Origin of the sequence: Streptomyces sp. NBC_01476, from assembly GCF_036227265.1 — a bacterium.
Lineage (GTDB): Bacteria > Actinomycetota > Actinomycetes > Streptomycetales > Streptomycetaceae > Actinacidiphila.
In genome coordinates this window covers 6,678,231-6,700,587 of the sequence record NZ_CP109446.1, presented here as the reverse complement: position 1 = coordinate 6,700,587, position 22,357 = coordinate 6,678,231, and the positions used below count along the sequence as shown (strand labels likewise).

22 protein-coding genes and 1 tRNA gene are annotated in these 22,357 nt (G+C 74.5%); 9 read left to right on the top strand and 14 right to left on the bottom strand.

Going from position 1 to position 22,357, the window contains the following annotated elements; genetic code table 11:
- Window positions 1–82: 82 nt before the first annotated feature.
- From OG552_RS29300 to OG552_RS29290, 3 genes are all read right to left on the bottom strand, one after another.
- Window positions 83–490: a RidA family protein gene (locus OG552_RS29300; RefSeq protein WP_329138002.1), complete on the bottom strand. Its 408-nt coding sequence runs from the start codon at window positions 488–490 to the stop codon at window positions 83–85.
- 222 nt (window positions 491–712) lie between these two features.
- Window positions 713–797: transfer RNA gene (locus tag OG552_RS29295), tRNA-Leu, on the bottom strand.
- Between the two features lie 114 nt (window positions 798–911).
- Complete coding sequence (locus OG552_RS29290; RefSeq protein ID WP_329138000.1) at window positions 912–1,262, bottom strand: chorismate mutase; 351 nt, start codon at window positions 1,260–1,262, stop codon at window positions 912–914.
- Window positions 1,263–1,385: 123 nt separating this feature from the next.
- Here OG552_RS29290 and fdhD point away from each other — a divergent pair, with 123 nt between their 5' ends.
- Window positions 1,386–2,240 (top strand): formate dehydrogenase accessory sulfurtransferase FdhD, encoded by an 855-nt coding sequence (gene fdhD, locus OG552_RS29285; RefSeq protein WP_329141243.1) that lies wholly within the window; start codon window positions 1,386–1,388, stop codon window positions 2,238–2,240.
- A gap of 30 nt (window positions 2,241–2,270) precedes the next feature.
- Here the strand turns inward: fdhD and OG552_RS29280 are convergent, their stop codons facing one another.
- Complete coding sequence (locus OG552_RS29280) at window positions 2,271–2,828, bottom strand: DinB family protein (protein ID WP_329137998.1); 558 nt, start codon at window positions 2,826–2,828, stop codon at window positions 2,271–2,273.
- Window positions 2,758–3,831 carry a bile acid:sodium symporter family protein gene (locus OG552_RS29275; RefSeq protein ID WP_329137996.1) on the bottom strand — a complete coding sequence of 358 codons (1,074 nt, stop codon included), beginning with the start codon at window positions 3,829–3,831 and terminating at the stop codon, window positions 2,758–2,760. Before OG552_RS29275 ends, OG552_RS29280 begins: the two co-directional genes overlap by 71 nt.
- A gap of 184 nt (window positions 3,832–4,015) precedes the next feature.
- Between OG552_RS29275 and OG552_RS29270 the strand changes: the two genes are divergently transcribed.
- Window positions 4,016–4,885, top strand: coding sequence for a LysR substrate-binding domain-containing protein (locus tag OG552_RS29270; protein WP_329137994.1), 870 nt, complete (start codon window positions 4,016–4,018; stop codon window positions 4,883–4,885).
- A gap of 404 nt (window positions 4,886–5,289) precedes the next feature.
- Complete coding sequence (locus tag OG552_RS29265; protein WP_329137992.1) at window positions 5,290–7,116, top strand: AMP-dependent synthetase/ligase; 1,827 nt, start codon at window positions 5,290–5,292, stop codon at window positions 7,114–7,116.
- 48 nt (window positions 7,117–7,164) lie between these two features.
- Here OG552_RS29265 and OG552_RS29260 read toward each other — a convergent pair whose 3' ends face one another.
- Window positions 7,165–7,761: an SLATT domain-containing protein gene (locus tag OG552_RS29260; protein ID WP_329137990.1), complete on the bottom strand. Its 597-nt coding sequence runs from the start codon at window positions 7,759–7,761 to the stop codon at window positions 7,165–7,167.
- A 323-nt stretch (window positions 7,762–8,084) separates the two neighbouring features.
- Between OG552_RS29260 and OG552_RS29255 the strand changes: the two genes are divergently transcribed.
- Entirely contained in the window at window positions 8,085–8,816 is a 732-nt protein-coding gene (locus OG552_RS29255) for a class I SAM-dependent methyltransferase (RefSeq protein WP_329137988.1), read from the top strand.
- A 28-nt stretch (window positions 8,817–8,844) separates the two neighbouring features.
- Here OG552_RS29255 and OG552_RS29250 read toward each other — a convergent pair whose 3' ends face one another.
- Window positions 8,845–9,018, bottom strand: coding sequence for a Clp protease N-terminal domain-containing protein (locus OG552_RS29250; protein ID WP_443071067.1), 174 nt, complete (start codon window positions 9,016–9,018; stop codon window positions 8,845–8,847).
- Between the two features lie 62 nt (window positions 9,019–9,080).
- Complete coding sequence (locus OG552_RS29245) at window positions 9,081–11,195, bottom strand: phage holin family protein (protein ID WP_329137986.1); 2,115 nt, start codon at window positions 11,193–11,195, stop codon at window positions 9,081–9,083.
- Window positions 11,196–11,324: 129 nt separating this feature from the next.
- Here OG552_RS29245 and OG552_RS29240 point away from each other — a divergent pair, with 129 nt between their 5' ends.
- Together OG552_RS29240 and OG552_RS29235 are read left to right on the top strand one after the other, a co-directional pair.
- Window positions 11,325–12,116 (top strand): MBL fold metallo-hydrolase, encoded by a 792-nt coding sequence (locus OG552_RS29240; RefSeq protein WP_329137984.1) that lies wholly within the window; start codon window positions 11,325–11,327, stop codon window positions 12,114–12,116.
- Complete coding sequence (locus tag OG552_RS29235; RefSeq protein WP_329137982.1) at window positions 12,113–12,784, top strand: DedA family protein; 672 nt, start codon at window positions 12,113–12,115, stop codon at window positions 12,782–12,784. Before OG552_RS29240 ends, OG552_RS29235 begins: the two co-directional genes overlap by 4 nt.
- A gap of 108 nt (window positions 12,785–12,892) precedes the next feature.
- Here OG552_RS29235 and OG552_RS29230 read toward each other — a convergent pair whose 3' ends face one another.
- The 3 genes from OG552_RS29230 to OG552_RS29220 all read right to left on the bottom strand — a co-directional run bounded on the left by OG552_RS29230 (window position 12,893) and on the right by OG552_RS29220 (window position 15,913).
- On the bottom strand, window positions 12,893–13,885 hold the full coding sequence (locus tag OG552_RS29230) for an MBL fold metallo-hydrolase (RefSeq protein WP_329137980.1): 993 nt from the start codon (window positions 13,883–13,885) through the stop codon (window positions 12,893–12,895).
- A 70-nt stretch (window positions 13,886–13,955) separates the two neighbouring features.
- Window positions 13,956–15,164, bottom strand: a complete 1,209-nt coding sequence (locus OG552_RS29225) for an aminotransferase class I/II-fold pyridoxal phosphate-dependent enzyme (RefSeq protein WP_329137978.1) — start codon at window positions 15,162–15,164, stop codon at window positions 13,956–13,958.
- A gap of 122 nt (window positions 15,165–15,286) precedes the next feature.
- Window positions 15,287–15,913: an HAD family hydrolase gene (locus tag OG552_RS29220; protein WP_329141242.1), complete on the bottom strand. Its 627-nt coding sequence runs from the start codon at window positions 15,911–15,913 to the stop codon at window positions 15,287–15,289.
- An 85-nt stretch (window positions 15,914–15,998) separates the two neighbouring features.
- On the opposite strand from OG552_RS29220, the gene OG552_RS29215 reads away from it, so the two are divergent.
- A complete protein-coding gene (locus OG552_RS29215; protein WP_329137976.1) occupies window positions 15,999–17,459 on the top strand; it encodes a bifunctional phosphatase PAP2/diacylglycerol kinase family protein in 1,461 nt (486 codons plus the stop codon).
- 75 nt (window positions 17,460–17,534) lie between these two features.
- Here the strand turns inward: OG552_RS29215 and OG552_RS29210 are convergent, their stop codons facing one another.
- The gene (locus tag OG552_RS29210) at window positions 17,535–17,969 is read right to left on the bottom strand and encodes an SseB family protein (RefSeq protein WP_329137974.1); all 435 of its coding nucleotides are present in this window, start codon (window positions 17,967–17,969) and stop codon (window positions 17,535–17,537) included.
- Window positions 17,970–18,137: 168 nt separating this feature from the next.
- Between OG552_RS29210 and OG552_RS29205 the strand changes: the two genes are divergently transcribed.
- Window positions 18,138–18,743, top strand: a complete 606-nt coding sequence (locus OG552_RS29205; protein WP_329137973.1) for a GNAT family N-acetyltransferase — start codon at window positions 18,138–18,140, stop codon at window positions 18,741–18,743.
- Between the two features lie 38 nt (window positions 18,744–18,781).
- On the opposite strand, the gene OG552_RS29200 is transcribed toward OG552_RS29205, so the two are convergent.
- Window positions 18,782–18,952: a hypothetical protein gene (locus OG552_RS29200; protein WP_329137971.1), complete on the bottom strand. Its 171-nt coding sequence runs from the start codon at window positions 18,950–18,952 to the stop codon at window positions 18,782–18,784.
- A 128-nt stretch (window positions 18,953–19,080) separates the two neighbouring features.
- On the opposite strand from OG552_RS29200, the gene OG552_RS29195 reads away from it, so the two are divergent.
- Window positions 19,081–20,058, top strand: coding sequence for a ketopantoate reductase family protein (locus OG552_RS29195; RefSeq protein ID WP_329137969.1), 978 nt, complete (start codon window positions 19,081–19,083; stop codon window positions 20,056–20,058).
- Window positions 20,059–20,101: 43 nt separating this feature from the next.
- Here the strand turns inward: OG552_RS29195 and OG552_RS29190 are convergent, their stop codons facing one another.
- On the bottom strand, window positions 20,102–22,204 hold the full coding sequence (locus tag OG552_RS29190; protein ID WP_329137967.1) for a DUF5107 domain-containing protein: 2,103 nt from the start codon (window positions 22,202–22,204) through the stop codon (window positions 20,102–20,104).
- Window positions 22,205–22,357: the final 153 nt, after the last annotated feature.

The following is a 22,357-nucleotide window of genomic DNA, read 5'->3' as shown; positions in this document are numbered from 1 at the left end:
CGCCACCCGAGCCCGCCAAGTGGCCGGACCGCCAGCGCCGTTGACATCGGGCACGCCCGCGCCGGCTACCGCACACCCCGGGTCACGCCGGTACCGCCGCGGTGAGGTCGAGCTCCACCAGCTGGCCGGTGAAGCCGAGTTGGGTCACACCGAGCAGGGTGCTCGCCGTGGAGAAGGCCGCGCCCAGCGGCGACGCGTTGAGGGCCTGCCAGACCGCCGACAGGTGCTCCCGGTCCGCGCTGACCACGTAGATCACCGACCGCACCACGTCCTGCGGGCCGGCGCCGGCCGCCGCCAGGGCGAGCAGCGCGTTGGCGGCCACCTGTGCGGCCTGCTCCGTATGGTCCCGCCCGACGAGCACGCCGTGCGCGTCGAGCGGGCACTGTCCGGCGAGGTACGCGGTGCGGCCGGCCTCGGCGACCGTGATGTGGTGGTATCCCGGGGTCTCGTGCAGCCCGGAGGGGTTGAGCCGGGTGATCCTGGTGTCCATGGGGACGAGTGTGGCCGCGCCCCAGCCGCATGACCCACAGGTTTTCGGCACCCCGACACCCCCCGATACCACCCCTGGCGCCCCGGCACCCCCCGCCGACCCTGCGGCGACCGGCAATCGCCGCCTCCCGCACGGGCGTACGCGGCCTCTCGCTCCGGAGAGCAGAAAAAACAGATGGTGCCGGTCGGAATCCGACCGGCACCGTCTGGGGTCCTGCGACTGTGTCCGAGGGGGGACTTGAACCCCCACGCCCGATAAAGGGCACTAGCACCTCAAGCTAGCGCGTCTGCCATTCCGCCACCCGGACGGGGTGTGTGTGCCGCCGCGACCTGCGAAGTCGTGGTGACGGGGAACACGATACCAAGGTTTGGCGGTGCTCCTCACCTGGGATTCCGGCCGTGCCGCACACGCTCGGGAGGGGTCAGACGGCGGGGTCGGCGGGACGGGGGCGGGCAGCGATGGCGCGGTGGTGGCGGACCACTTCGTCGATGATGAAGTTGAGGAACTTCTCGGCGAACGCGGGGTCGAGGCGGGCGTCGGCGGCCAGCCGGCGCAGCCGGGCGATCTGGTCGGCCTCACGGGCCGGGTCGGCCGGCGGCAGGTGGTGGGCGGCCTTGAGTTCGCCGACCTGCTGGGTGCACTTGAAGCGCTCCGCCAGCAGGTGGACCAGCGCCGCGTCGAGGTTGTCGATGCTGCCGCGCAGGGCCCGCAGTCGTTCCAGTGCCTGTTCGTCGCCCACCAGGTTCCCCTCGGCGGTCGGCTGGTCGTTCATCTCGCTCTGCCATCCTGGTAGGTCACGTGGTTACCGCTGCGGTGCCGGTCGTCAGCCCATGAAGCTTATGACACCGTGTGCGGAGGTCAGCGCGGGTACAGCGAGAGAGCCGGGGCGATGAGCATGGGCAGGGTCACCGAACGACGCCGGGTACTGCGGATCAGGGACGGCGTGGCAGGGCACCGGGCGGACACGCTCGTCGCCGAGGAGCCGCTGGAGATCCGGCTGAACGGCAAGCCGCTCGCGATCACCATGCGCACCCCCGGCGACGACTTCGCGCTGGCCACCGGTTTCCTGGTGAGCGAGGGCGTTCTCGCGTCGGCCGACGAGGTGCGTTCTGTGGTCTACTGCGCCGGGGCGACCGCCGACGGGGTCAATACCTACAACGTGGTGGATGTGGCCCTGGCGCCCGGTGTGCCGGTGCCGGACATCACCCTGGAGCGGAACGTCTACACCACGTCGTCCTGCGGTCTGTGCGGCAAGGCGAGCCTGGACGCGGTGCGCACCGCGACCCGGCTGCCGATCGCCCCGGCCGGCGACGCCTGGGTCACGCCCGGGCTGCTGGCCACCCTGCCGGACCGGCTGCGGGCGGCGCAGGCCGTCTTCGAGCGGACCGGCGGGCTGCACGCGGCGGCGCTCTTCACCGCGGCGGGCGAACTGCTGGACGTCCGGGAGGACGTGGGGCGGCACAACGCGGTGGACAAGCTGGTCGGGCGGGCGCTGCGGGAGGGCCAACTGCCGCTGGCGGACCGGATCCTGATGGTCTCCGGCCGGGCCTCGTTCGAGCTGGCGCAGAAGGCGGTGATGGCCGGCATCCCGGTGCTCGCGGCGGTCTCGGCGCCGTCGTCGCTCGCGGTGGACCTGGCGGCCGAGTCGGGGCTGACCCTGGTCGGCTTCCTGCGGGGCAGTTCGATGAACGTGTACGCGGGCGAGGACCGGATCGCACTGGACCCGGCCCCCGCGGCCCACTCCGCCTGACCGGCCGGCCGGCGGGGGTGCCCTGCCAGGTCAGCGGCCTGCGGAGCCGTCGTAGAGCTCGCGCAGGATGTCGGCGTGCCCGGCGTGGCGGCCGGTCTCCTCGATCATGTGGGCCAGGATCCACCGCATGGACGGCGGGGCGGTCTCGCGCAGCGAGCGGGCGCCGGGGACGCCGAGGTCGGTGCACCCGGTGATCACCGCGTCGGCCCGGCGGATCGCGTCGCGGTAGGCGGCGATCGCGCTCTCCACGGTCTCGCCCTCGGCCGGGGTGAGGTCGTCGTCCCAGCGTTCGCCGCCGACGCCTTCGTAGGCCCAGACGAACCAGTTGAGTTCCACCGCGGCCAGGTGCCTGACCAGGCCGAGCAGGCTTGTCCCGGACGGCACCGGGGAGGTGCGGGCGGCATGGTCGGGGACGCCCTCGGCCTTGCGGATGACGGCCTCGCGGAGGTAGCCGAGGAAGGTCAGCTGGGTGCCGCGCTCGTCATCGTGTGCCTCCGGCGGGCGCAGATCGTTTGCCTCAGGCGGGCGCGGATCGGCGCTGGGCGGGCGCCGCGTCGCGGTTGTGGCCGGCTCGGTCGTCTCGGTCATCGCGCCACGCTACCTCCGCGGCCGGCTGCCGCGCCCAGCGCTTGGCGATCACCGCGCACACCATCAGCTGCAACTGGTGGAAGAGCATCAGCGGCAGCACGGTCAGGCCCGCGTGGCCGCCGAAGAGCACGGTGGCCATGGGCAGTCCCGAGGCGAGGCTCTTCTTGGACCCGGCGAAGACGATGGTGATCCGGTCGGCCCGGCCGAAGCCCAGCCGGCCGGCGCCGTAGAAGGTCACACCGAGCATCACCGCGAGCAGTACGGCCTCGACGCCGAGGAGTTCCAGCAGCCGGGGCACCGGCACCTGGTGCCAGATGCCTTCGGCCATGCCCGCGCTGAAGGCGGTGTAGACGACCAGCAGGATCGAGCCGCGGTCGACGTAGCCCAGCGCCTTGCGGTGCCGGGCGAGCGGGGCTGCGGTCCAGCGGCGCAGCAACTGCCCGGCGAGGAAGGGCGCGAGCAGTTGCAGGGCGATGTCGGCGACGGAGTGGGCGCTGATGCCGGCGTCGCCGCCGATCAGCAGGGCGGCGAGCAGCGGGGTGAGCACGATGCCGGCGAGGGAGGAGAAGGACCCGGCGCAGATCGCGGCGGCGACGTTGCCGCGGGCGATGGAGGTGAAGGCGATGGAGGACTGGATGGTGGACGGCAGCAGGCACAAGAAGAGGAAGCCGGGGTAGAGCTGCGGTGCCAGGATGTGCGGCTCCAGCCCGCGGGCGGCCAGGCCGAGCAGCGGGAAGACCACGAAGGTGCAGGCCAGCACGGTCAGGTGCAGCCGCCAGTGCCGCAGCCCCTGCATCGCCTCGCCGGTCGACAGCCGGGTGCCGTAGAGGAAGAAGAGCAGTCCGACGGCGGTGTTCGCGGCGTCGTCGGCGATGTGGGCGGCGCCGCCGGTGGCCGGGAAGAGGGCGGCGATGCCCACCGTGCCGAGCAGGGACGCGATGAAGGGGTCGACCGGGAGCCGGGCGGTGGCCTGCCGCAGGCGGCCGGCGCGTGGGCCGCTCACCGGGCGCGCGTGCCGGGCGGCACGGGGCGGGCGGGGTCCGTCGGGCACGGTCTGGGGCGCGGCGGGCGCGCGGCATCGCATGGTGGCACTCCCCCAGCATGATCCGGCCGGCTGTGATCGGGAAGCCCGGTGGCCGTACTCACTGTCATCACGGTATGCGATAACCGGAGGTAGGCTCGGGACCGTGTTCGAGCCGGTGCAATTGCGTACGTTCCTCGCCGTCGCCCAGACGCTGAGCTTCACCCAGGCCGCCCAGCGCCTGGGGGTGCGGCAGTCCACGGTCAGCCAGCAGGTGCGGCGGCTGGAGGAGGCCGCGGGCAGCAGGCTCTTCGCCCGGGACACGCACGGCGTGGAGCTGACCGAGGACGGCGAGGCGATGCTGGGCTTCGCCCGGACCATCCTGGAGGCCAACGAGCGGGCGGCGGGCTTCTTCGCCGGCACCCGGCTGCGCGGGCGGCTGCGGTTCGGGGTCTCGGAGGACTTCGTGCTGACCCGGCTGCCGGAGATCCTGGCCGGCTTCCGGTACGAACACCCCGAGGTCGACCTGGAGTTGACGGTCGAACTGTCCGGCACCCTGCACCAGCGGCTGGACGCGGGGCAGCTGGACCTCTGTCTGGCCAAGCGGGACGGCGCCGACGGCCCCGGGCAGCTGGTGTGGCGGGACAAGCTGGTGTGGATCGGCAGCGGGCAATTGCGGCTCGACCCGCGGCGGCCGGTGCCGCTGATCGTCTTCCCGCCGCCCGGCATCACCCGGGCCCGCGCCCTGGACGTGCTCGAACGGCACGGCCGGCCCTGGCGGGTGGCCTGCACCAGCGCCTCGCTCAGCGGACTGGTCGCCGCGGCACGCGCCGGGCTGGGGGTGATGGCCCACGCCCAGGGCCTGATCCCGGCAGGTCTGGTGCGGCTGCCGGGGCGGGCCGGGCTGCCGGAGCTGGGCGGTGTGGACTTCGTCCTGCTGCACGGTCGCCGCCAGGCCCGCGCCCAGGAGGCGGCGGACGCGCTGGCGGAGGCGATCCTGGCCGGCGGGGACCGGCTGCACCGGCCGCTGCCCTGAGCCCGCCGGCGGCACCGCCGCATGTGCGCAGGGCGGCTTGCCCTCGGCGGCTCGATCCCGCCGGAGGTGGAGGCCGCCGCATGTGCGCAGGCCGGCTTGCCTTCGGCGACTTGATCCTGCCGGAGGTGGAGGCCGCCGCATGTGCGCAGGCCGGCTGCAATTGCGTCCGCGGTCCGGGCGGGCGGGATGGAGCGACCGTGACAGGCAGGCGCAGATTTCGTGCAGATTCGCCATCCTGGTTTCACACCCGCGCGGGCACAGAGGGCCACGGCGCCCTTGTCAGGCCCGGGTTGTGCGCCCTACCAGCACAGACGTCCGAGAACCCGGCCATGCCACACCTCTCCCGCCGACCGCGGGGATCGGATAGCTTACGGGCCCGCGAGAGCCCTCTAGGAGAACACCAGTTGCGTCAGTTCACTGTGCCCCCACTGGTCACGACACCACAGGCGGGAGGCTTGGCGGATGCCGTCTTCGGCAACGCCTCGCAGAGCCCCGACGCCGTGGTGCTCTGCCGTGCGGACGGGCAGGGCGGCTGGCTCGAGGTGACGGCCGCCGAGTTCCGCGACCAGGTACTGGCGGTGGCCAAGGGGCTGCTGGCCGAGGGGATCCGGTTCGGTGACCGGGTCGCCCTGATGTCGCGCACCCGCTACGAGTGGACGCTCTTCGACTTCGCGCTGTGGACGATCGGCGCCCAGTCCGTACCCGTCTATCCGACCTCCTCCTCCGACCAGGTGCGCTGGATGCTGCACGACTCGGGCGCGGTCGCCGCGATCGTGGAGCACGAGGACCACGCGATGACCGTCGGCGCCGCGGTGGACGAACTGCCGCGGCTGTCCCGGCTGTGGCAGCTGGACGCGGACTGCGTCGCCGAACTCAGCCACGCCGGCCGCCACATCACCGACGAGACGGTGGAAAGGCACCGGCTCGCGGTCACCCCCGAGGCCATCGCGACCGTCATCTACACCTCGGGCACCACCGGCCGGCCCAAGGGCTGTGTGATCACCCACGCCAACTTCATGGCGGAGACCGACAACGTGGTGGCCCGCTGGGAGCCGGTCTTCGCCGACAAGGCGAACGAGGTGCCCTCCACGCTGCTCTTCCTGCCGCTGGCCCATGTCTTCGGCCGGATGGTGGAAGTGGCCTGCGTCCGGCACAAGATCCGCCTCGCCCACCAGCCGAGCATGACGGCGAGCGATCTGATCGCCGACCTCGTCTCGCTGCGGCCGACCTTCGTACTGGCCGTGCCGTACGTCTTCGAGAAGGTATTCCAGAGCGCCCGCCGCAAGGCCGAGGCCGGCGGGCGGCTGGCGGTCTTCGAGAAGGCGGTGGATGTCGCGGTCCGGCACGCCGAGGCGATGGAGGCCCGGGCGTTCGGCACCGGCCCGGGGCCCAGCGCCTCCTTGCGGATGCAGCACCAGTTCTACGACAAGCTGGTCTACAGCAAGGTGCGCGACGCGCTCGGCGGACGGGTCCGGCACGGCATCTCCGGCGGCTCGGCGATGGAACGGCGGCTCGGCCTCTTCTTCTGCGGCGCCGGTGTCACCATCTACGAGGGCTACGGCCTCACCGAGACCACCGCCGCCGCCACCGCGAACCCGCCCGAGCAGACCAGATTCGGCACCGTCGGCCTGCCGGTGCCGGGCACCACCGTGCTGATCGCGGACGACGGCGAGATCTGGCTGAGCGGGGGCCAGGTCTTCGACGGCTACCTCAACAACGAGAAGGCCACCGGCGAAGTGCTGCGGGACGGCTGGCTGGCCACCGGCGACCTCGGCGTGCTGGACGAGGACGGCTATCTGACCATCACCGGCCGCAAGAAGGAGATCCTGGTCACCAGCGGCGGCAAGAGCGTGTCACCGGCGCCGCTGGAAGACCGGGTGCGGGCCCACCCGCTGGTCGCCCAGTGCATAGCCGTCGGCAACAACCGCCCGTACATCGCCGCGCTGATCACCCTGGACCGGGAGGCGGTCACGCACTGGCTGTCGATGCGCGGCAAGCCGCGGATGAGCACCGCGGAGCTGGTCAGGGACCACGATCTGGAGGCGGAGATACGGCGGGCGGTGGTGGCCGCCAACACCCTGGTCTCGCAGGCCGAGTCGATCCGCACCTTCCGAATCCTCGGGGGCCAGTTCACCGAGGAGCGCGGCACGCTCACCCCGTCGCTGAAGCTCAAGCGGCGGGCCATCGAGAGCGCGTACGCGGCAGAGGTGGAAGCGCTCTACAAGGGCTGAACCGGAACGGGCCCGGCGGCCGCCCGCGCACGGTTCCCCGGCGGCCGGCTATGTCCCCGGTGTCCGCTCCGCCGGCGACGCCCCGCCCTGCTCCTGGAGTTGACGGGTGCGGGCGCTGAACTCCGCCTGCCAGCTTGCCGTCTCCGATTCGATCTCGTTGCGGACCGCGGCGACCAGACGGCCGATGAGGGCCAACTGCCGCTCGACCTCCGCGGGTTCGAGCGGGCCGTGGGAGCGGGCGCCGACCGGGCCGGCCCGCAGGACGTCGGTGGCCCACTCCAGCCGGACCGCGTTGAGCTCGCCGCGCAGGGCGTGGGCGGCGCCGATGTCGCGCATCCAGGTGGAGGAGAGCCCGAAGAAGTGGTCGAAGCCTTTGCAGCCGGCGGCCACCGCGAGCAGCACATAGCCCCAGCCCTGGCCGGAGCCGCCGGCCGCGGCCGTACCGAGCGGCACCGCCGTGCCGGCCACCGCGAAGGCGATGGCGAGGCCCTGCAGGACACGGGAGCCGGTGCGCTTGCGCTTCTTGTCCCGCAGATACCAGTCCATGGCGTCCTCGGCGCTGAGCTCCGCCCATGCCCGCAGCCGGGCGAGCGCCTCGCGCTGGGCGGCCGGGTCGCCGGCGCTGATCTCCGGGAAGGGACGCATGGGGAGATCCCGGCGGCTCCCGGGTCGCGGGTCCTGCCGGGCCGCGGCCGTCCCCGGTGTCCCGGCCGGCTGGGCCGTCCGCGTCACCGCGCCGTCCGGATGTGCCATCGGCCCCCGCTCCCCTCGTGGCTCCCGCACCAGAACGTGAGGCTATCGGCTGCGGCGGGCGGCGGCGGCCTGAATACGATGACCCACGCGGCCCGGCGGCGGTCGTAGGTGGGCCTCGCGGCAGGGTGCTGAAGTTTACGTACGCCCCACTACGTAACCGGGACGCAAGACGGCGGGTCGAGCCCTGTTCACCTCGGCGCTCTAGCATGTCCCACATGCTGGACTACGACGTCGAGGCGGCGCGCTACGACGCGACGCGCGGGGGTGTGCCGAGGGCACGGTCCGCGGCGCGCGCGATTCTCGCGCTCGTGCCCGACCGGACCCGCACCCTGCTGGACGTGGGGTGCGGAACCGGCCTGGTCACCGAGGAACTGCTCCGCCCGGACCTGCGGGTGTTCGGGGTGGACGCGTCGCCGGGGATGGCCCGGATGGCGGCGCGGCGGCTGGGTGCGTCACTGGTGCTGGGCAACTGCCACCGGCTGCCGTTCGCCGAGGCGTCGCTGGACGCGGTGAGCGCGGTGTGGCTGCTCCATCTGCTGCCGGACGCGCCTTCGGTGATCGCCGAGTGCGCCCGGGTGCTGCGGCCGGGCGGGGTGTTCGTCACCACGGTGGACAAACACGCAGGTCACGGCATGGACAGCGATGTGGAGGAGCTGCTGGCGCCGTTCCGGGTGCGGAAGGCGTACGACGCGGCGTCGCGGGTGCTCGCGGTGGCTTCCGAGCACGGGCTGCGGCGGGTCGGCGAGGCCCGGTTCACCGGGCACGGCCAGGGCAGATCACCCTCCCAGACCGCGGGGGACGTGGCGCGCGGCCAGTACGGCCAGGCGCTCGCGCTCGACGACGCGCAGTGCGACGTCCTGGTGTCGCGGCTGTCCCGGCTGCCGGATCCCGAGGTGCCGCGCGCCGATCCCGTATACAGGCTGCTGGCGCTGCGCAAAGAGGGCTGAGCCGTGACGGACCGGACACCGGCCCCGCTCACCCGGTGCGCCGGGCCGGTTTCGCCACGACCCAGGTCTCCACGATGTCGTGCCGGATCCCGAGGCCGGTGAGGGCGATCGCCGCCGGGTCCTGGTCGTCGCTGAGTACGCCGAGCAGGATGTGCTCGGTGCCGATGTAGTTGTGGCCGAGGCGGACGGCCTCGCGGAGCACGAGTTGCAGGGTCTTCTCGACAACCTGTGGTTGACGTTTTTCTGCCGGGTGGCCCGTCCGGGCTACCGCGAACCGTTGGGGACCGGCGCGCCCTCGGCGGCGTCCCGGGCCTGCGGGAGCAGGTCGCGGCCGGGTGCCTGCGCGCGGCCCGTGAGCCACTCCCGGAAGAGCCCGTGCACGGCTTCGGCTCCCGCCAGCGGGCAGTCGGGGAGCGGCAGTTGGACCGGGGCCAGCACGAAAGGACGGGACTGGGGACCGCCCAGGCCGCCGTGCGAGCCCGCCTGGTGCTCGAAGGAGTGGACGGTGCCTGCCGCCGGATCGACGGCGGAGTTGATCATCAGGTCGGCGGTGTGCGGGAAGGCGTCCGTCCGCAGCAGCGCCGCGGCGGCGTGGTCGCCGAAGGGCGCCAGCGGGTCGGGGCCGTGCACCCGGCCGGTGGCGAGTTCATGGACACCGCCGGCCGGACCGAGGGCCAGCGGCCCGCGCTCGGCGCTGCGGACGAGGACGAAGCCGATGCCGGGGTGACCGGTGAGCAGAGCCGTCAGCTCAGGGCAGCGCCGCTCGATCTCCTCCAGGGTCGCCCGGCCGGCGATGTCGGGGAAGCTGACCAGGCCGAGGTTGCCGGAGGCCAGCACGATCGGCTCGGACGGCGGCCCCTCGCACTCCGCCTGCGCCGCCTCGCGCCGGCGCAGCGCGGTCCGGGCCGCGTCCCGCGCCTCCGCCCCGCCCTTGCGCCGGGCCCGCCGTGGCACGCCGTGGTCCGGCAGTCCGCAGCCGGCCCGCACCAGCTCCCGCAGGCTCACCCCGTAAGCACCCTCGAAGGTCTCCCCGCCGCTCTGCCCGTGGTCCGAGAGCAGCACGATCCGGTACGGCCGGGGCGCGTAGCGGGCGGCGTCCGCGATGAGGCGGACCGAGCGGTCCAGCCGGGAGAGCACCTTGCGGGCGTCCTTGCTGTACGGCCCGGAGTGGTGGGCCACCTCGTCATATGCCACCAGGTCCGCGTACACCGCGGACCGCCCGGCCAGCATGTCGCCGATCACCGCGGCGACCGCCACGTCCCGTTCCACCACCGTGGCGAAGGCGCGGACCAGCGGATAGAGGCCGCCGCGCTTGACCCGCGGAGTCACTCCGCGCAGCCGCGCCGCCGAGGACTCGGTGATCTCCCGGCCCACCTCGGCGAAGAACGACCAGGCGGTACGGACCGCGTTCGCCGGGTCCGAGAAGTACGCGAAGTAGCCGGACCGCGGGCGGCTGAAGGTACCGGCCCGTACCGCCACCGACATCACCAGTGCGGACTGCTCGGCGCCGCCGCTGAAGAGGTTGCCGCGGCTGGCGCCGTCCTCGGCGAGCAGTCCTGGCGAGCCGGTGCGGGCCACCGTCCGGCGCTCCAGTTCCGCGGCGCTCGACGGGCGGTTGCAGACCATGAGGTGCCCGGTCTCCTTCTCGTACCAGCGGAACGCGGGCACGTCGAAGTTGCTGCCGTGCAGGATCGCCAGCTGGCTGGCGCCGGTCTGGCTGCTCCAGTCGGTGCGCCAGGGGGCGAGCCGGTGGCTGCCGGAGCCGAGCCAGTGGGCGACGGTCGGCATCGCGGGCGGTGAGCCGGCGAGCGCGTCGCAGAGCACATCGTGGCCGACGCCGTCGAGCTGGAGGAAGACGGTGCCGGGGGTGGTGGGCAGCGGCGGGTCGTCGGCGTGCCGCCTGCGGCGGCCGGCCAGCCGGGCCAGCCGGCGCCCGTACGCGGCGTCGTCCCGCATCGCCAGCGTCGTGCTGGTCGCCGAGGACGCCGCCGACATCACCGCGGCGATCACCACCGCGGTCACCGGGGTGACTTCGCCGCGGCCGTCGGGCGTGAAGCGCAGCGCGATCAGCAGCAGCGAGCCGTTGAGGAAGAACACCAGGCCGCCGAGGAGGAAGGCGGGCACCAGCAGCAGCGCGCGGACCAGCAGCGGCCACACCAGCGCGCTCAGGACACCGAAGGCGCCGGCGCCGGCGCCCGCGGTCAGCGCGATCTGTGTGGGGCTGTCCCCGCCGGGTGCCTCGATCCTGAAGTCCGGGAGCACGGCGGCGAGTACGGCCAGCGTCGCCGACGCCACCACCCACACCGCGAGCACCCGCCCCACGGTCCGTACCGCGCTCCGGCCCGCGGCCCGTCGTCGACTCTCTCCCGGCTGAGGCACGCCTCCACCCTGCCATACCCGCAGGTCCGTCCGGCCGGGAGCCCGGCGTGCCCCACCGCCGGGAGGGCATACGCTCGGGGGCGAGGACGGGCACCGGGCGGGTCGGCGCCCGGTGAAGGGACGGGCGCGGTGGCGGTGGAGATCACGTGGTGGGGCCATGCCACGGTGACCGTGCGGGACTCGGGGGTACGGGTGTTGACCGATCCCCTCTTTGTCCGGCGGCTCGCGCACCTGAAGAGACGGAGCGGCGCCGTACCGCCGCCGGCCGCGGCCGAGGCGGACCTGGTGCTGGTCTCCCATCTGCACGCCGACCACCTGCACCTGGGCTCGCTGCGGCGGCTCGCCCCCGGCACGCCGGTGCTGCTGCCGAAGGGCGCGCTGGCCGGGACACCGGGCCTGCGGCGGCTGCGGGACCGGCTGCGGCTGGTGGAGGTCGAGGCCGGGGAGACCTACGAACAGGGCGGGTTGACGGTCCGCGCGGTGCCCGCGGCACACGACGGGCGGCGGCTGCCGTACGGGCCGCAGCGGGCGCCCGCGCTGGGGTACGTCCTGGCCGGCGAGGCGCGGACCTACTTCGCCGGCGACACCGGGCTCTTCGACGCGATGGCCGAGGCGGTCGGGCCGTGCGATGTGGCGCTGCTGCCGGTGGGCGGCTGGGGGCCGTTCCTCGGACACGGGCACCTCAACCCGGAGCGGGCCGCGCGGGCGCTGGCCCAACTGGCCCCGCGGGCCGCGGTACCCGTGCACTACGGCACCTACTGGCCGATCGGGATGGACGCGGTGCGCCCGCGCGAATTCGAGCCGCCCGGCGCGGAGTTCGCGGCCCTCGCGGCTCAACTGGCGCCCGGGGTCGCGGTGCACCGGCTGGAGCACGGGGAGAGCGTGCGGGTCGCGGTGGCGGGCCGGGAGGACGCCGGATGATCGGCCTGCTGGCTTCCGCCGCCGCGCACCAGCCGGCCTCGCAGAGCACGCAGCAGGCGATCGGTTATCCGACGCTGTTCCTGCTGGTGGTGCTGGGGTCGCTGGTTCCGGTGGTGCCGACCGGGGCACTGGTGTCGAGTGCCGCGGTGGTCGCCTTCCACCAGACGGAACCGGTCGCGCTCGCGGTGGTGTTCGCGGTGGCGTCCTTCGCGGCCTTCCTCGGCGATGTGGCGCTCTACTGGCTGGGGCTGCGCGGCGTCCGCTCCCGGGGCGGCTCCCGGTGGCTGCACCGGCTGCAGGACCGGGTGGACCCGGGGACCCTGGCCAAGGCCGAGCGGCAGCTCGACGAGCACGGCGCGGCGGTCCTGGTGCTCTCCCGGCTGATCCCGGCCGGCCGGCTCCCGGTGATGGTGGCGTGCCTGCTCGGGGAGATGCCGCTGCGGCGGTTCGTCCGCGGTGACATCGTCGCCTGCCTGGCCTGGGCGGCGGCCTATCAGGTGATCGGCGTCGTCGGCGGCTCCCTCTTCCCCGAGCCCTGGCAGGGCGTGGCCCTCGCGGTGGGTCTGACCTTCGCCATCGCGGCGGGGCCCACCGTGGTGCGGCGGCTGCGCGGGGACGCGGCCGGCTCCGACGCGCCGCACGACCCGGTGCGGCCGGCGGACACGTAAAGCGGACACGTGAGGCGGACACCCAGGACACCCCAAGGCGGGCGGACAAGGGCGGCGGACAAAGGCAGCGGACAAGGCCGACGGACAAGACGGGGTAAAGCGCGGGGTTCAGCCCTCCGCCAGCACCCGTGAGCCGCCCACCGGCAGGTCCCACAGGGCGCTGGGCGGCAGTCCGGCCTCCGCCCAGGCCGCGCGCACCCGGCGCAGCGGTTCGAGCGGCGGCTCACCGGAGAGCAGGAACGTCGCCCAGTGCATGGGCGCCATCGCGGCGGCGCCCACGTCGAGGAACGCCTGGACCGCCTCCTCGGGGTCGGTGTGCACCGGGCCCAGCATCGACCGGGGGGCGTACGCGCCGATCGGCAGCAGCGCCAGGTCGATACCGGGGTGGGCGCGGCCGATCTCGCGGAAGAAGTGGCCGTATCCGCTGTCGCCGGCGAAGTAGATCCGCGGCCCGGCGGCGTCGGAGAGCACCCAGCCGCCCCACAGCGACCGGGAGCCGTCGGCGAGGGTGCGGCGGCTCCAGTGGTGGGCGGGGACGAAGTCGAAGCGCACACCGCCGAGTTCGGCCGCCTCCCACCAGTCGAGTTCGGTCACCCGGGTGAACCGCCGGCGCCGGAACCAGGCGCCGAGCCCGGCAGGGACGAACAGCGCGGTGTGCCGCGGCAGCCGCCGCAGCGTCGGGGCGTCCATATGGTCGTAGTGGTTGTGGCTGATGACCACCGCGTCGACCGGCGGCAGCGCCGACCACGGCACCCCGACCGGGGTGACCCTGGCCGGCGTGCCGGGGATGCGGCGGGACCAGACCGGGTCGGTCAGCACGGTGAGGCCGCCGATCCGCACCACCCAGCTGGCGTGCCCGGCCCAGGTCACGCTGACCGTGCCGGGTCCCGCGTGCGGCACCGCCCCCTGCTCGACCGGCAGCAGCGCCACTTCCTTGAGGGTATGGGCGGGCGGCCGTACCGCGCACTCGCGCACCACCCGGACCAGGTCCCGTACGCCCGGCCGCGGGTCGGTCAGCCGGTCGGCGAAGGAGCGCGGCCAGCGGCGCAGCTCACCCAGCGGGCGCGTCGCGGCGAGGGTCCGCTCACTCTGATCGGTCATGCACGGCTCCTTACGGCGCTCCCGTCGGCCCGGCCTGCACTGCGCACCGCCGGCTTGCGGCGACGGCGGGTCAGCCCCCGCCGCGCGATCCCGTACCGGCCGGGCCGCCGACCCGCGACTGGCCCGCAGGCTCCTCGAAGGCCGCGGTGAGGGCGGCGAGCGCCGCCGCGACGTGCGGCACGGTGAGCGGGTTGGCGGCGGCCATCGCGGTACGCCGTTCGGCGTCGGTGGCGCCGTGCAGCGGGCCGGTGTCGATCCGTACCCGCGGCTCCAGCGGGTCGTCGCCGAAGCGGTGCCCGCCGAGCACCCGGCGCCCCAGCGCGGCGGTGAGACGGTCCTCCAGGTCGGCCGCCCGCATACCGGGTCCGCCGAGCTCCGGGTAGAGCTGGAAGCCGGCCTTCGGCGGCCGGCACACCGCGCCGGCGTCGGTGATGGCCCGGGCGGCGGCCGCCGCGACCCGCGCGTGCAGCCGGACCGCGGCCGCGCTGTGGTCGGTGACCTCGGCGGGTTCGGTCAGCACATACGTGGTGGCGGCGGCGACCGGGCCGGAGAGCACGGCCCGCAGCGCGGCCAGGATCGCGGCGGTCCGCTCCCGCCACGCGGTGCCGTGGTCGCTGCCCGGGAAGCGCGCGAGCGCGGCGGGCACCGACGAGGGGACCAGGGTGGCGCCGAGGTCGGTGAGGACCACGGTGTGGTCGGGCAGCATCTCCGCGGGGCTGAGCAGGACGGTGTCATGGCGGTGCAGGGTGTCGCTGTAGGTCTCGTCGGAGACGATCAGCAGCCCGGCCTCCGCGGCGGCCTCGCAGGTCTCGTGGAGCAGTTCGGGGGCGCTGACCGTACCGCTGGGGTCGTCGACCGCGGAGAGCACCAGCAGCCGCGGGTCACGGCCGTCCGCACGGGCCCGGCGGACCGTCTCCAGCAGCGCGAACGGGTCGGGTACGCCGCCGCCCTCGGCCGCGGTGGGCACGGTGTGCACCGGGCGGCCGAGCAGCCGGGCGACCGGTGCCTGCCAGGCGGCGGCCGGCCGGGCCAGCACCGGGTCGCCCTCGGCCGCGGCGAGCAGCGCCAGCAGCAGTGTCTCGGCGCCGGGCGCGGCCAGCACCCGGCCGGTGTCGGCGGCCAGGCCGCGGCGGGCCCAGTAACCCTCGGCGGCGGCCAGCAGCCCGGGCCCGCCGCCGGGCGGCTGGGCGGGCGCCGAGAGATCCAGGTGTTCGTCCCAGTAACCGGGCACGGGCAGCCCCGGATCGGGCCGCAGGTCGTACGGGAGGGTGAGCCGCATGTCCGCACCTCCGCTGGATGGGGGCCGCGCCGGCGTGCGGCCCTACCAGCCCACCTTCCCCCGGCACACGGTTTCCCGCACCGCGAGCGGAGAGCTCCTCCGGCTCGCGGTCACGCCCGTGCTCACGCGAGCAGCAGCCCGGGCAGCTTCCGCATGTCGTCGAAGACGGTGGTGCCGGGGCCTTCGAGCCAGGCCGCCGGGGTGAGGCCGCCGTAGTAGCCGTAGGAGCGCATCCCGGCGGCGCGGGCCGCCGCCACGCCGTAGCGGCTGTCCTCCACCACCACGCAGCGCTCCGGGGCCACCCCGAGACTGCGGGCGGCGTGCAGGAAGAGGTCGGGGGCGGGTTTGCCGCGGGCGACGTCGGCGGCGCTGAATATCCGCCCCGCGAAACGGTCGTAGAGCCCGGTGCGGCCGAGCCGGTGCCGCAGGCCCGAATGGCTGGTGCTCGACGCCACGCAGGTCGGCAGTGTGATCGCGTCCAGTGCCTCCACCACGCCGTCCACCGGGGTGAGTTCGCGGTCGAGCGCCTCCCGGTACAGCGCCGTGTACGGCGTGTCCCAGCCGGCCGGCAGCGGGCGGCCGAGGTGCTCCTCGATGGCGGCGGTCATGTCGGCGAAGGAGCGGCCGACGAAGCGCCGGACGACCTCGTCCTCGGTCAGCGGCCAGCCCAGGTCGGCGAGCACCCGGACGTCGATCTTCACCGCGATCTTCTCGCTGTCGACGAGCACCCCGTCACAGTCGAAGATCACCAGTTCGGGTGGGGAATGCTCGCTGCTCACGCGGGGAGCGTACAGCGGCTGCGTGCCACGGCCCCAGCAGGGTAATGGGACGGTCATGACGTATCCCTGGAAAGGCTGGGACAAGGCGCTGTTCGCCCTGGTGGCGAACCGGCACTGGCCGGGCGCGGAGCCGGTGCTGCCCCGGCTGAGCCGGTCGGCGAACCACGGCCGGCTCTGGTTCGCGGTGGCCGCCGGTATGGCGGCCACCGGCGGCAGGAGCGGGCGGCGGGCCGCCGCGCGGGGGCTGGGCTCGCTCGCACTGGCCTCCCTGACCGTCAACACGGTCGGCAAGAGCGCGGTCCGCCGCAACCGCCCGATACTCGACTCCGTTCCGGTGATACGGCAGCTGCACCGGCAGCCGATCACCTCCTCCTTCCCGTCCGGGCACTCCGCTTCTGCGGCGGCCTTCGTGGCCGGCGCCGCGATGGAGTCCCCGGCCTGGGGCACGGCGCTGGCGCCGGTCGCGGCGAGCGTGGCCTTCTCCCGGATCTACACCGGGGTGCACTACCCCAGCGACGTGGTGGTCGGCGCCGCCCTGGGTGTCGGCGCGGCACTGACCGTGCGGGCGCTGCTGCCGCCGGCCTCGCCCCAGCCCGAGCCCGGCCCGTCCACCGGGGCGCCGGCGCTGCCGGACGGCGAGGGGCTGCACGTCGTGGTGAACACCGCGTCCGGGCCGCCGCCGCTGCTAATGACGCCGGGCGACCGGATCCGTACGGTGCTGCCGCAGGCCACGGTCACCGAGCGGACCGAGGACGACGACCTGGTCGAGCTGCTGGAGAAGGCGGCCCGCTCGGCGCTGGAGGCCGGTGGCGCGCTGGGCGTGTGCGGCGGCGACGGTACGGTCAGCCGGGCCGCCGCGATCGCCCTGCGCCACGGGCTGCCGCTGGCGGTCTTCCCCGGCGGCACCCGCAACCACTTCGCGCTCGACCTGGGCTTCGAGTCGGTGGAGGACACCGCGGTCGCGGTACTGGCCGGGCGGGCCGCGTCGGTGGACGTGGCCCGGCACACCGATCCGGTCAGCGGCACCAGCGCCCTGTTCCTCAACACCTTCAGCATCGGCTCGTACCCCGACCTGGTCCGGATCAGGGAGCGCTGGTCACGGCGGGTGGGCAGCTGGCCGGCCACCGTGCTGGCGGCGGTGCACGTGCTGCGGACCTGCACGCCGGTCGATGTGGAGATCAACGGACGGCCCCGGTCGGTGTGGATGGTCTTCGCCGGGAACTGCCGTTACTCCAGTTGGGGCCCGACCCCCGTGCGGCGGCGGGATCTGGCCGACGGCGTGCTCGATGTGCGGATCGTCGACGGCGGGCCGTTCGCCAGGACCCGGATGCTCGGGGCGGCGCTGACCGGGGTGCTCACCGGGTCGCCGGTCTACACCGTGGCGTCGGTGCCGCGGCTGCGGCTGCGCGTGCGGGGCCCGGGCGTCCACCTCGCGTATGACGGGGAGGTGGCGCCCGCGCCCGGGGAACTGCTGCTGGACAAGATCCCCCGGGGGCTGGTGGTCTTCCGGGGGTGACCTCACCGATCGGCCGCCGGCCGGGCCGCATGCGGCTCGGCCGGCGGCCGGCGGGTCAGTGGGCCGGCGAGGTGGTCAGTTGGTGCCGCCGACGAGACCGGCCAGGGCGCGTACGCCCTCCCCGGAGATGCTCAGCGCGTCCTCGCTGCCGGTGTCGATGGACAGGATCAGCTCGTCCGACGGCCAGGCGCCGCTGAGCGCGGCGAGCTGGACCAGCCGGTAGCGGCGGGTGGCGGGCAGTGCATCGGCCATCCGGGTCTCGGAGGTGAAGACGGGGACCAGCTGCCGCCCGTCCTCCTGCTCGTACACCGGGAGCTGGATCTCCCGTGGCGGTTCGGCGCCGGCACCCGCGCCGGCCTCTTCGGGGTAGTCGTCGGGGGCCGGGACCGGCAGCAGCACCTCGCTGATCGCGAGGGTGCTGAGCGCGATGACGTTCTCGCTGCCGTGGGCGATCTCGTGCAGGGCGCGCTGTGCCGGGGGCAGGGCGCCGTCGGAGTTGATGTCGGTCATGCCGGTGGCTTCCTCTCGCCGCGTCACTTCGGTCCGCGGGGTCTGTAGGGGCTGGCGTGTCCGTAGAGGTGGCTGAACCCCGCGCGTACCCAAGGGCACGCGGAGCATGCCGTCCGGGCGGTGAAAACGCTTTGACCCCGGCGGTGGCCCGCCGACTACGGTGCGGCCATGGTTGCCAAGAGCCCCGCTCCCACCGCCCTCGAAGGCCGTTTCGTGCGCCTCGAACCCCTCGACCCGTCCGCCCACGCCGCGGACCTCTTCGCCGCGGGCGGCGGTGACGAGGAGGTGTGGCGGTGGCTGCCCGCCGAGCCGCCCGCCACCGAGGAGGAGCTGCGGGAACTGGCCGGCCGGGTGGCCGCTGCCGCCCGTGCCGCGGGCGGCCTGGCCTTCGCGGTACGGGAACGGGCCGGCGGCCGGGCGGTCGGCTGGACCACGTACCACGATGTGAGCACGGTGGACGAGCGGCTGGAGATCGGCTGGACCTGGTACGGGCGCGCGCACTGGCGCACCCCGGTCAACACCGAGACGAAGCTGCTGCTCATGGGGCACGCTTTCGACACGCTCGGCATGGGCCGGATCTGCTGGAAGACCGACCATCTCAATGTCCGCTCGCAGCAGGCGATCGTCCGGCTGGGGGCCGTGCGGGAGGGCGTCTTCCGGCGGCACCGGCTGCGGTCGGACGGGGTGACGTGGCGGGACAGCGTCTACTTCTCGATGCTCGCGACGGAGTGGCCGGACGCGGAGGCACGGCTCCGCGCCCGGCTGGAGAGCTGAGCGGCCCGCTGCGCCGGCCCGGGCGGCGCGCGCCCGGCTCACTCGTACTCGGTGCCGCCCTTGCGGGTCAGACAGGCGTCGCTGACCACTTTGGCGATCGCCCGGCCGCGGAGTTCCTCTCCCCCGGCCGCCGCCCGCGCCAGGTCGACGCTCTGGAGCGCGGCGGGGCGGCAGACGACGCCCTGCGAGATCTCACCGCGCAGCCGCACCGCCCTGACCCGGTTGTACGCAGGCGGGCGCCGGTTTTCCCGGCACGATTCCTGCCGGGTCTCCCGGCAGGCTTCCCCGTGGGCAGCCGCTTCCGGCCGGCCGGACGGGGTGTGCGAGGGTGACCGGTATGCGATACGTCATCATCGGGGCAGGGGCGGTCGGCGGCACGATCGGCGGCCGGCTCTTCGACAGCGGGCACGACGTGGTCCTGGTGGCGCGGGGCGCTCACGAGCGGGTACTGCGGGAGCGCGGGCTGCGCCTGGAACTGCCGGACCGGACACTGCGGTTGCCGATCCCGGTGGCCGCGGGCCCGGACGATCTCACGCCCCGCCGGGACGACGTGCTGGTACTCGCGGTGAAGACGCAGGACACCGCGGCCGTCCTGTCGGCCTGGGCCTCGTACGGCGACCGGCCGGCGGTGGTGTGCGCGCAGAACGGGGTGGAGAACGAGCGTCTCGCGCTGCGCCGCTTCCCCGATGTGCACGCGATGTGCGTCTGGCTGCCGAGCACGCATCTGGAGCCGGGGGTGGTGCGGGCGCCGTGCGCGCCGCTCAGCGGGATGCTGCACCTGGGCCGCTATCCGTCGGGCGCGGACGACACGACACGGGCGATCGCGGCCGATCTGAACGATTCGGGTTTCGAGGCGCCGGTCAGCGACGCGGTGATGGCGTGGAAGTACGCCAAGCTGCTGGGGAATCTGGCCAACGCCGTGGAGGCGGTCTTCGGCACGCTCGTGCACGGGGCCGGCGAGGGGCCGGCGCTCGACGTGGCGCGGCGGGCCCAGGCCGAGGGCCGGGCGGTACTGGACGCGGCGGGGATCGCGTACACCGATGACGAGCAGGCCGCCCGGATGCGCGACGGGAAGCTCGACGTGCAGCCGATGGGCCGGCGCGGTCTCGGTTCGTCGTGGCAGAGCCTGATGCGCGGCACGGGTTCGATCGAGACCGACTACCTCAACGGGGAAATCGTGCTGCTGGGCCGCCGGGTGGGGGTTCCGGTGCCGGTCAACGAGGAGTTGCAGCGGGTCGCCGGTCTCTTCGCGCGGGAGGGCCGCCGGCCGGGTGAACTGACGGACCGCGAGCGGGCGGAGCTGCTCGCGGTGTGACCGGCCGGCTGCCTGTCCCCTGTTGTCACCCGGGCGCCGGCCCTCAGTCGTCCGGGCCCATCCGGAAGTCGTAGGCGGCGGGCAGCGGGTGTTCGCGGCGGGCCCGGGCCCGCACGGCGTCGTCCACCGGGCCGTCGCCGGCCACCAGGAGTTCGGCGACGGCGTACCAGGTCTCGCCGAGTTCACGCGCTCCTTCCCGCAGGTCGGCCACGGCGAATCCGTCGTCGAACAGGGCCCGGGCGGTGGCCGCGTCGCCCCGGGCGAGCGCGGTCCTGGCCCGCAGCAGTGTGATCCGGCCACCGTCCAGCGGCGCGGTGCCGCCAGCCGCGGGCCCGGCGAGGACGCGGTCGGCGTCGTCGGGGCGGCCGGCGGCCAGCAGGACGGGCACCGCCTCCCGGACGAGGGCGCGTTGCACGGTCCGGGCGGCTTCCGCGGTGTCGCCGGTCCACTCGGCCGGTTCAGTCCACCCGGCACCCCCGGCGCCACCCAGGAAGGTCTCCAGCAGACAGTCGTAAGCCGCCAGATGGCGCTCGGCAGCCCGCCCGGTGTCCCCCGCGACGGCCTCGGCGACGGCCAGGGCGCGCAGCGCCCACGGCGAGGGGTGGGCGGCGACCGAGCGTTCCCAGCTGCGGACGGCCTGGGCGCGGTCGCCGGCCGCCCACTGGGCGATGCCGAGGTGGTAGTCGCGGAACCACTCGTCGCCCGGACGGGTGTCCGCGGACTCCAGCAGGTCACGCCAGTACGGGGAGACCGGACCGGGCCCGGGGGCGGCGCCGGCCACCGGGCAGGGGAAGACGCCGGTCCGCAGGAGTTCCCGCCACGGCTGCTGGGCGGCGCCGAGGGTGGTGGCGGGGAAAGGGGTGCCGGGCAGGTGGTGCCGGCCGCGCTCGGTCTCCAGGGCGCCCCAGCCGGAACCGGTGGCGAGGATGTCCTTGGGGTCGGTGTCCGCGCAGCCGAGCCAGCTCTCGTAGGCGGCCTCGACGGCCGCCCGCGGGAGCACCGCTTCCAGGCTCCGGGCGGCCTCGCCGCGGGCGGCGGTCCAGTCGGCGCCGTGCACCGCGGCCGGGTCGGCGGTGAGCGGGCCGTACGCCTCCAGCCAGGAGAACTCCGACTCCGCGGGCATCGGGATGTGTTCGAGCTGGGTACGGGCGAGGCCGGCCTGGATCTCCAGGTAGCCGCCGGTGCCGGGTGCGGTCAGCCACTCCTGCCAGCGGCGGCCGCCGCGGCCATGGCCCCAGAGAAAGAGCTTGCGGCCGCGGAGGTGGTCGGTGGAGGTCTGCACGAGGCCCCGGCCGTCGCCGTCGAGCGCGGTGATCCAGCGGCGGTCGCCGGCGGGGATGTCGAAGAAGTAGTCGGCGGCGTGTTCCGGGCGGGTGGTGCAGGTGACGTCGGGGGCGCCGGGTCCCGGTACGGGGACCGGGACATGGCTGAGGGTGCGGCGGTAGCCGAAGTGCCAGGCGGCGTCGGCGGGGGCGAGCACCCGGGTGCGCTCGGTCTCCGGCACCGCGATGTTGGACCACCAGTAGGTCGGGACGGTGCGGCCGTGCGGATTGCGGACCCGGATGCCGGCGTGGAGGAAGTCCGAACCGGCGGGCAGCCACAGGTCGATCTGGAAGGGCAGGTCGCGCAGCCGCTCCCACTCCCACAGCCGCAGCATCTCGCCGCCGTCGGGGGCGGGGACGCGGGCGGCGTGCAACGGGGCGCAGGTGAGGGACCAGTGGCCGGTGGCGCCGAGGTTCCACTCGACGCCGCCGGAGAACCAGGCGCCGGCCAGCGCGAGGTCGGCGGGCTGGAACACCGGGTTGACGTAGAGGAGTTCGCGGCCGGTCGGCTTGTGGAACAGCGAGTGGAGCCGGCCGCCGAGGCCGGGCAGGACGGTGGCGCGGACCCGGTCGTTCTCGATCACCAGCGCGTCGAAGCGGGCGGTGGCGCGGTCGCGTCCGTAACCGTCGAGGACCCGCACCGGCAGCACCGAGCGCAGCGGTGCGTAGCCGAGCCCGCGGGCCATGTCAGGGGGCAGGCCGGCGCGTTCGGCGGGGTCGAGGTGGTGGGGTTCGTCGAGCGGGCGGAGCGCGGGCAGCGGGTTCTCCGGTCCGAGCGGAGCTGCCGGGAGGGTCACAGCGGTACGTCGCACGGTCGTCGCCATCGAAGCCAAGGCCACCTCATCCTGCCGCCGGAGGCCGCCTTCACCGCGGCGGCCGGTGATGACCATGGAACAGGGTTCCCGGCCGGCTGACCAGAGAGCGCGGGCGTCAGGATGGGGCAGAACCCAGGGAACCGGCCGGCGGCTCCGTGCGGT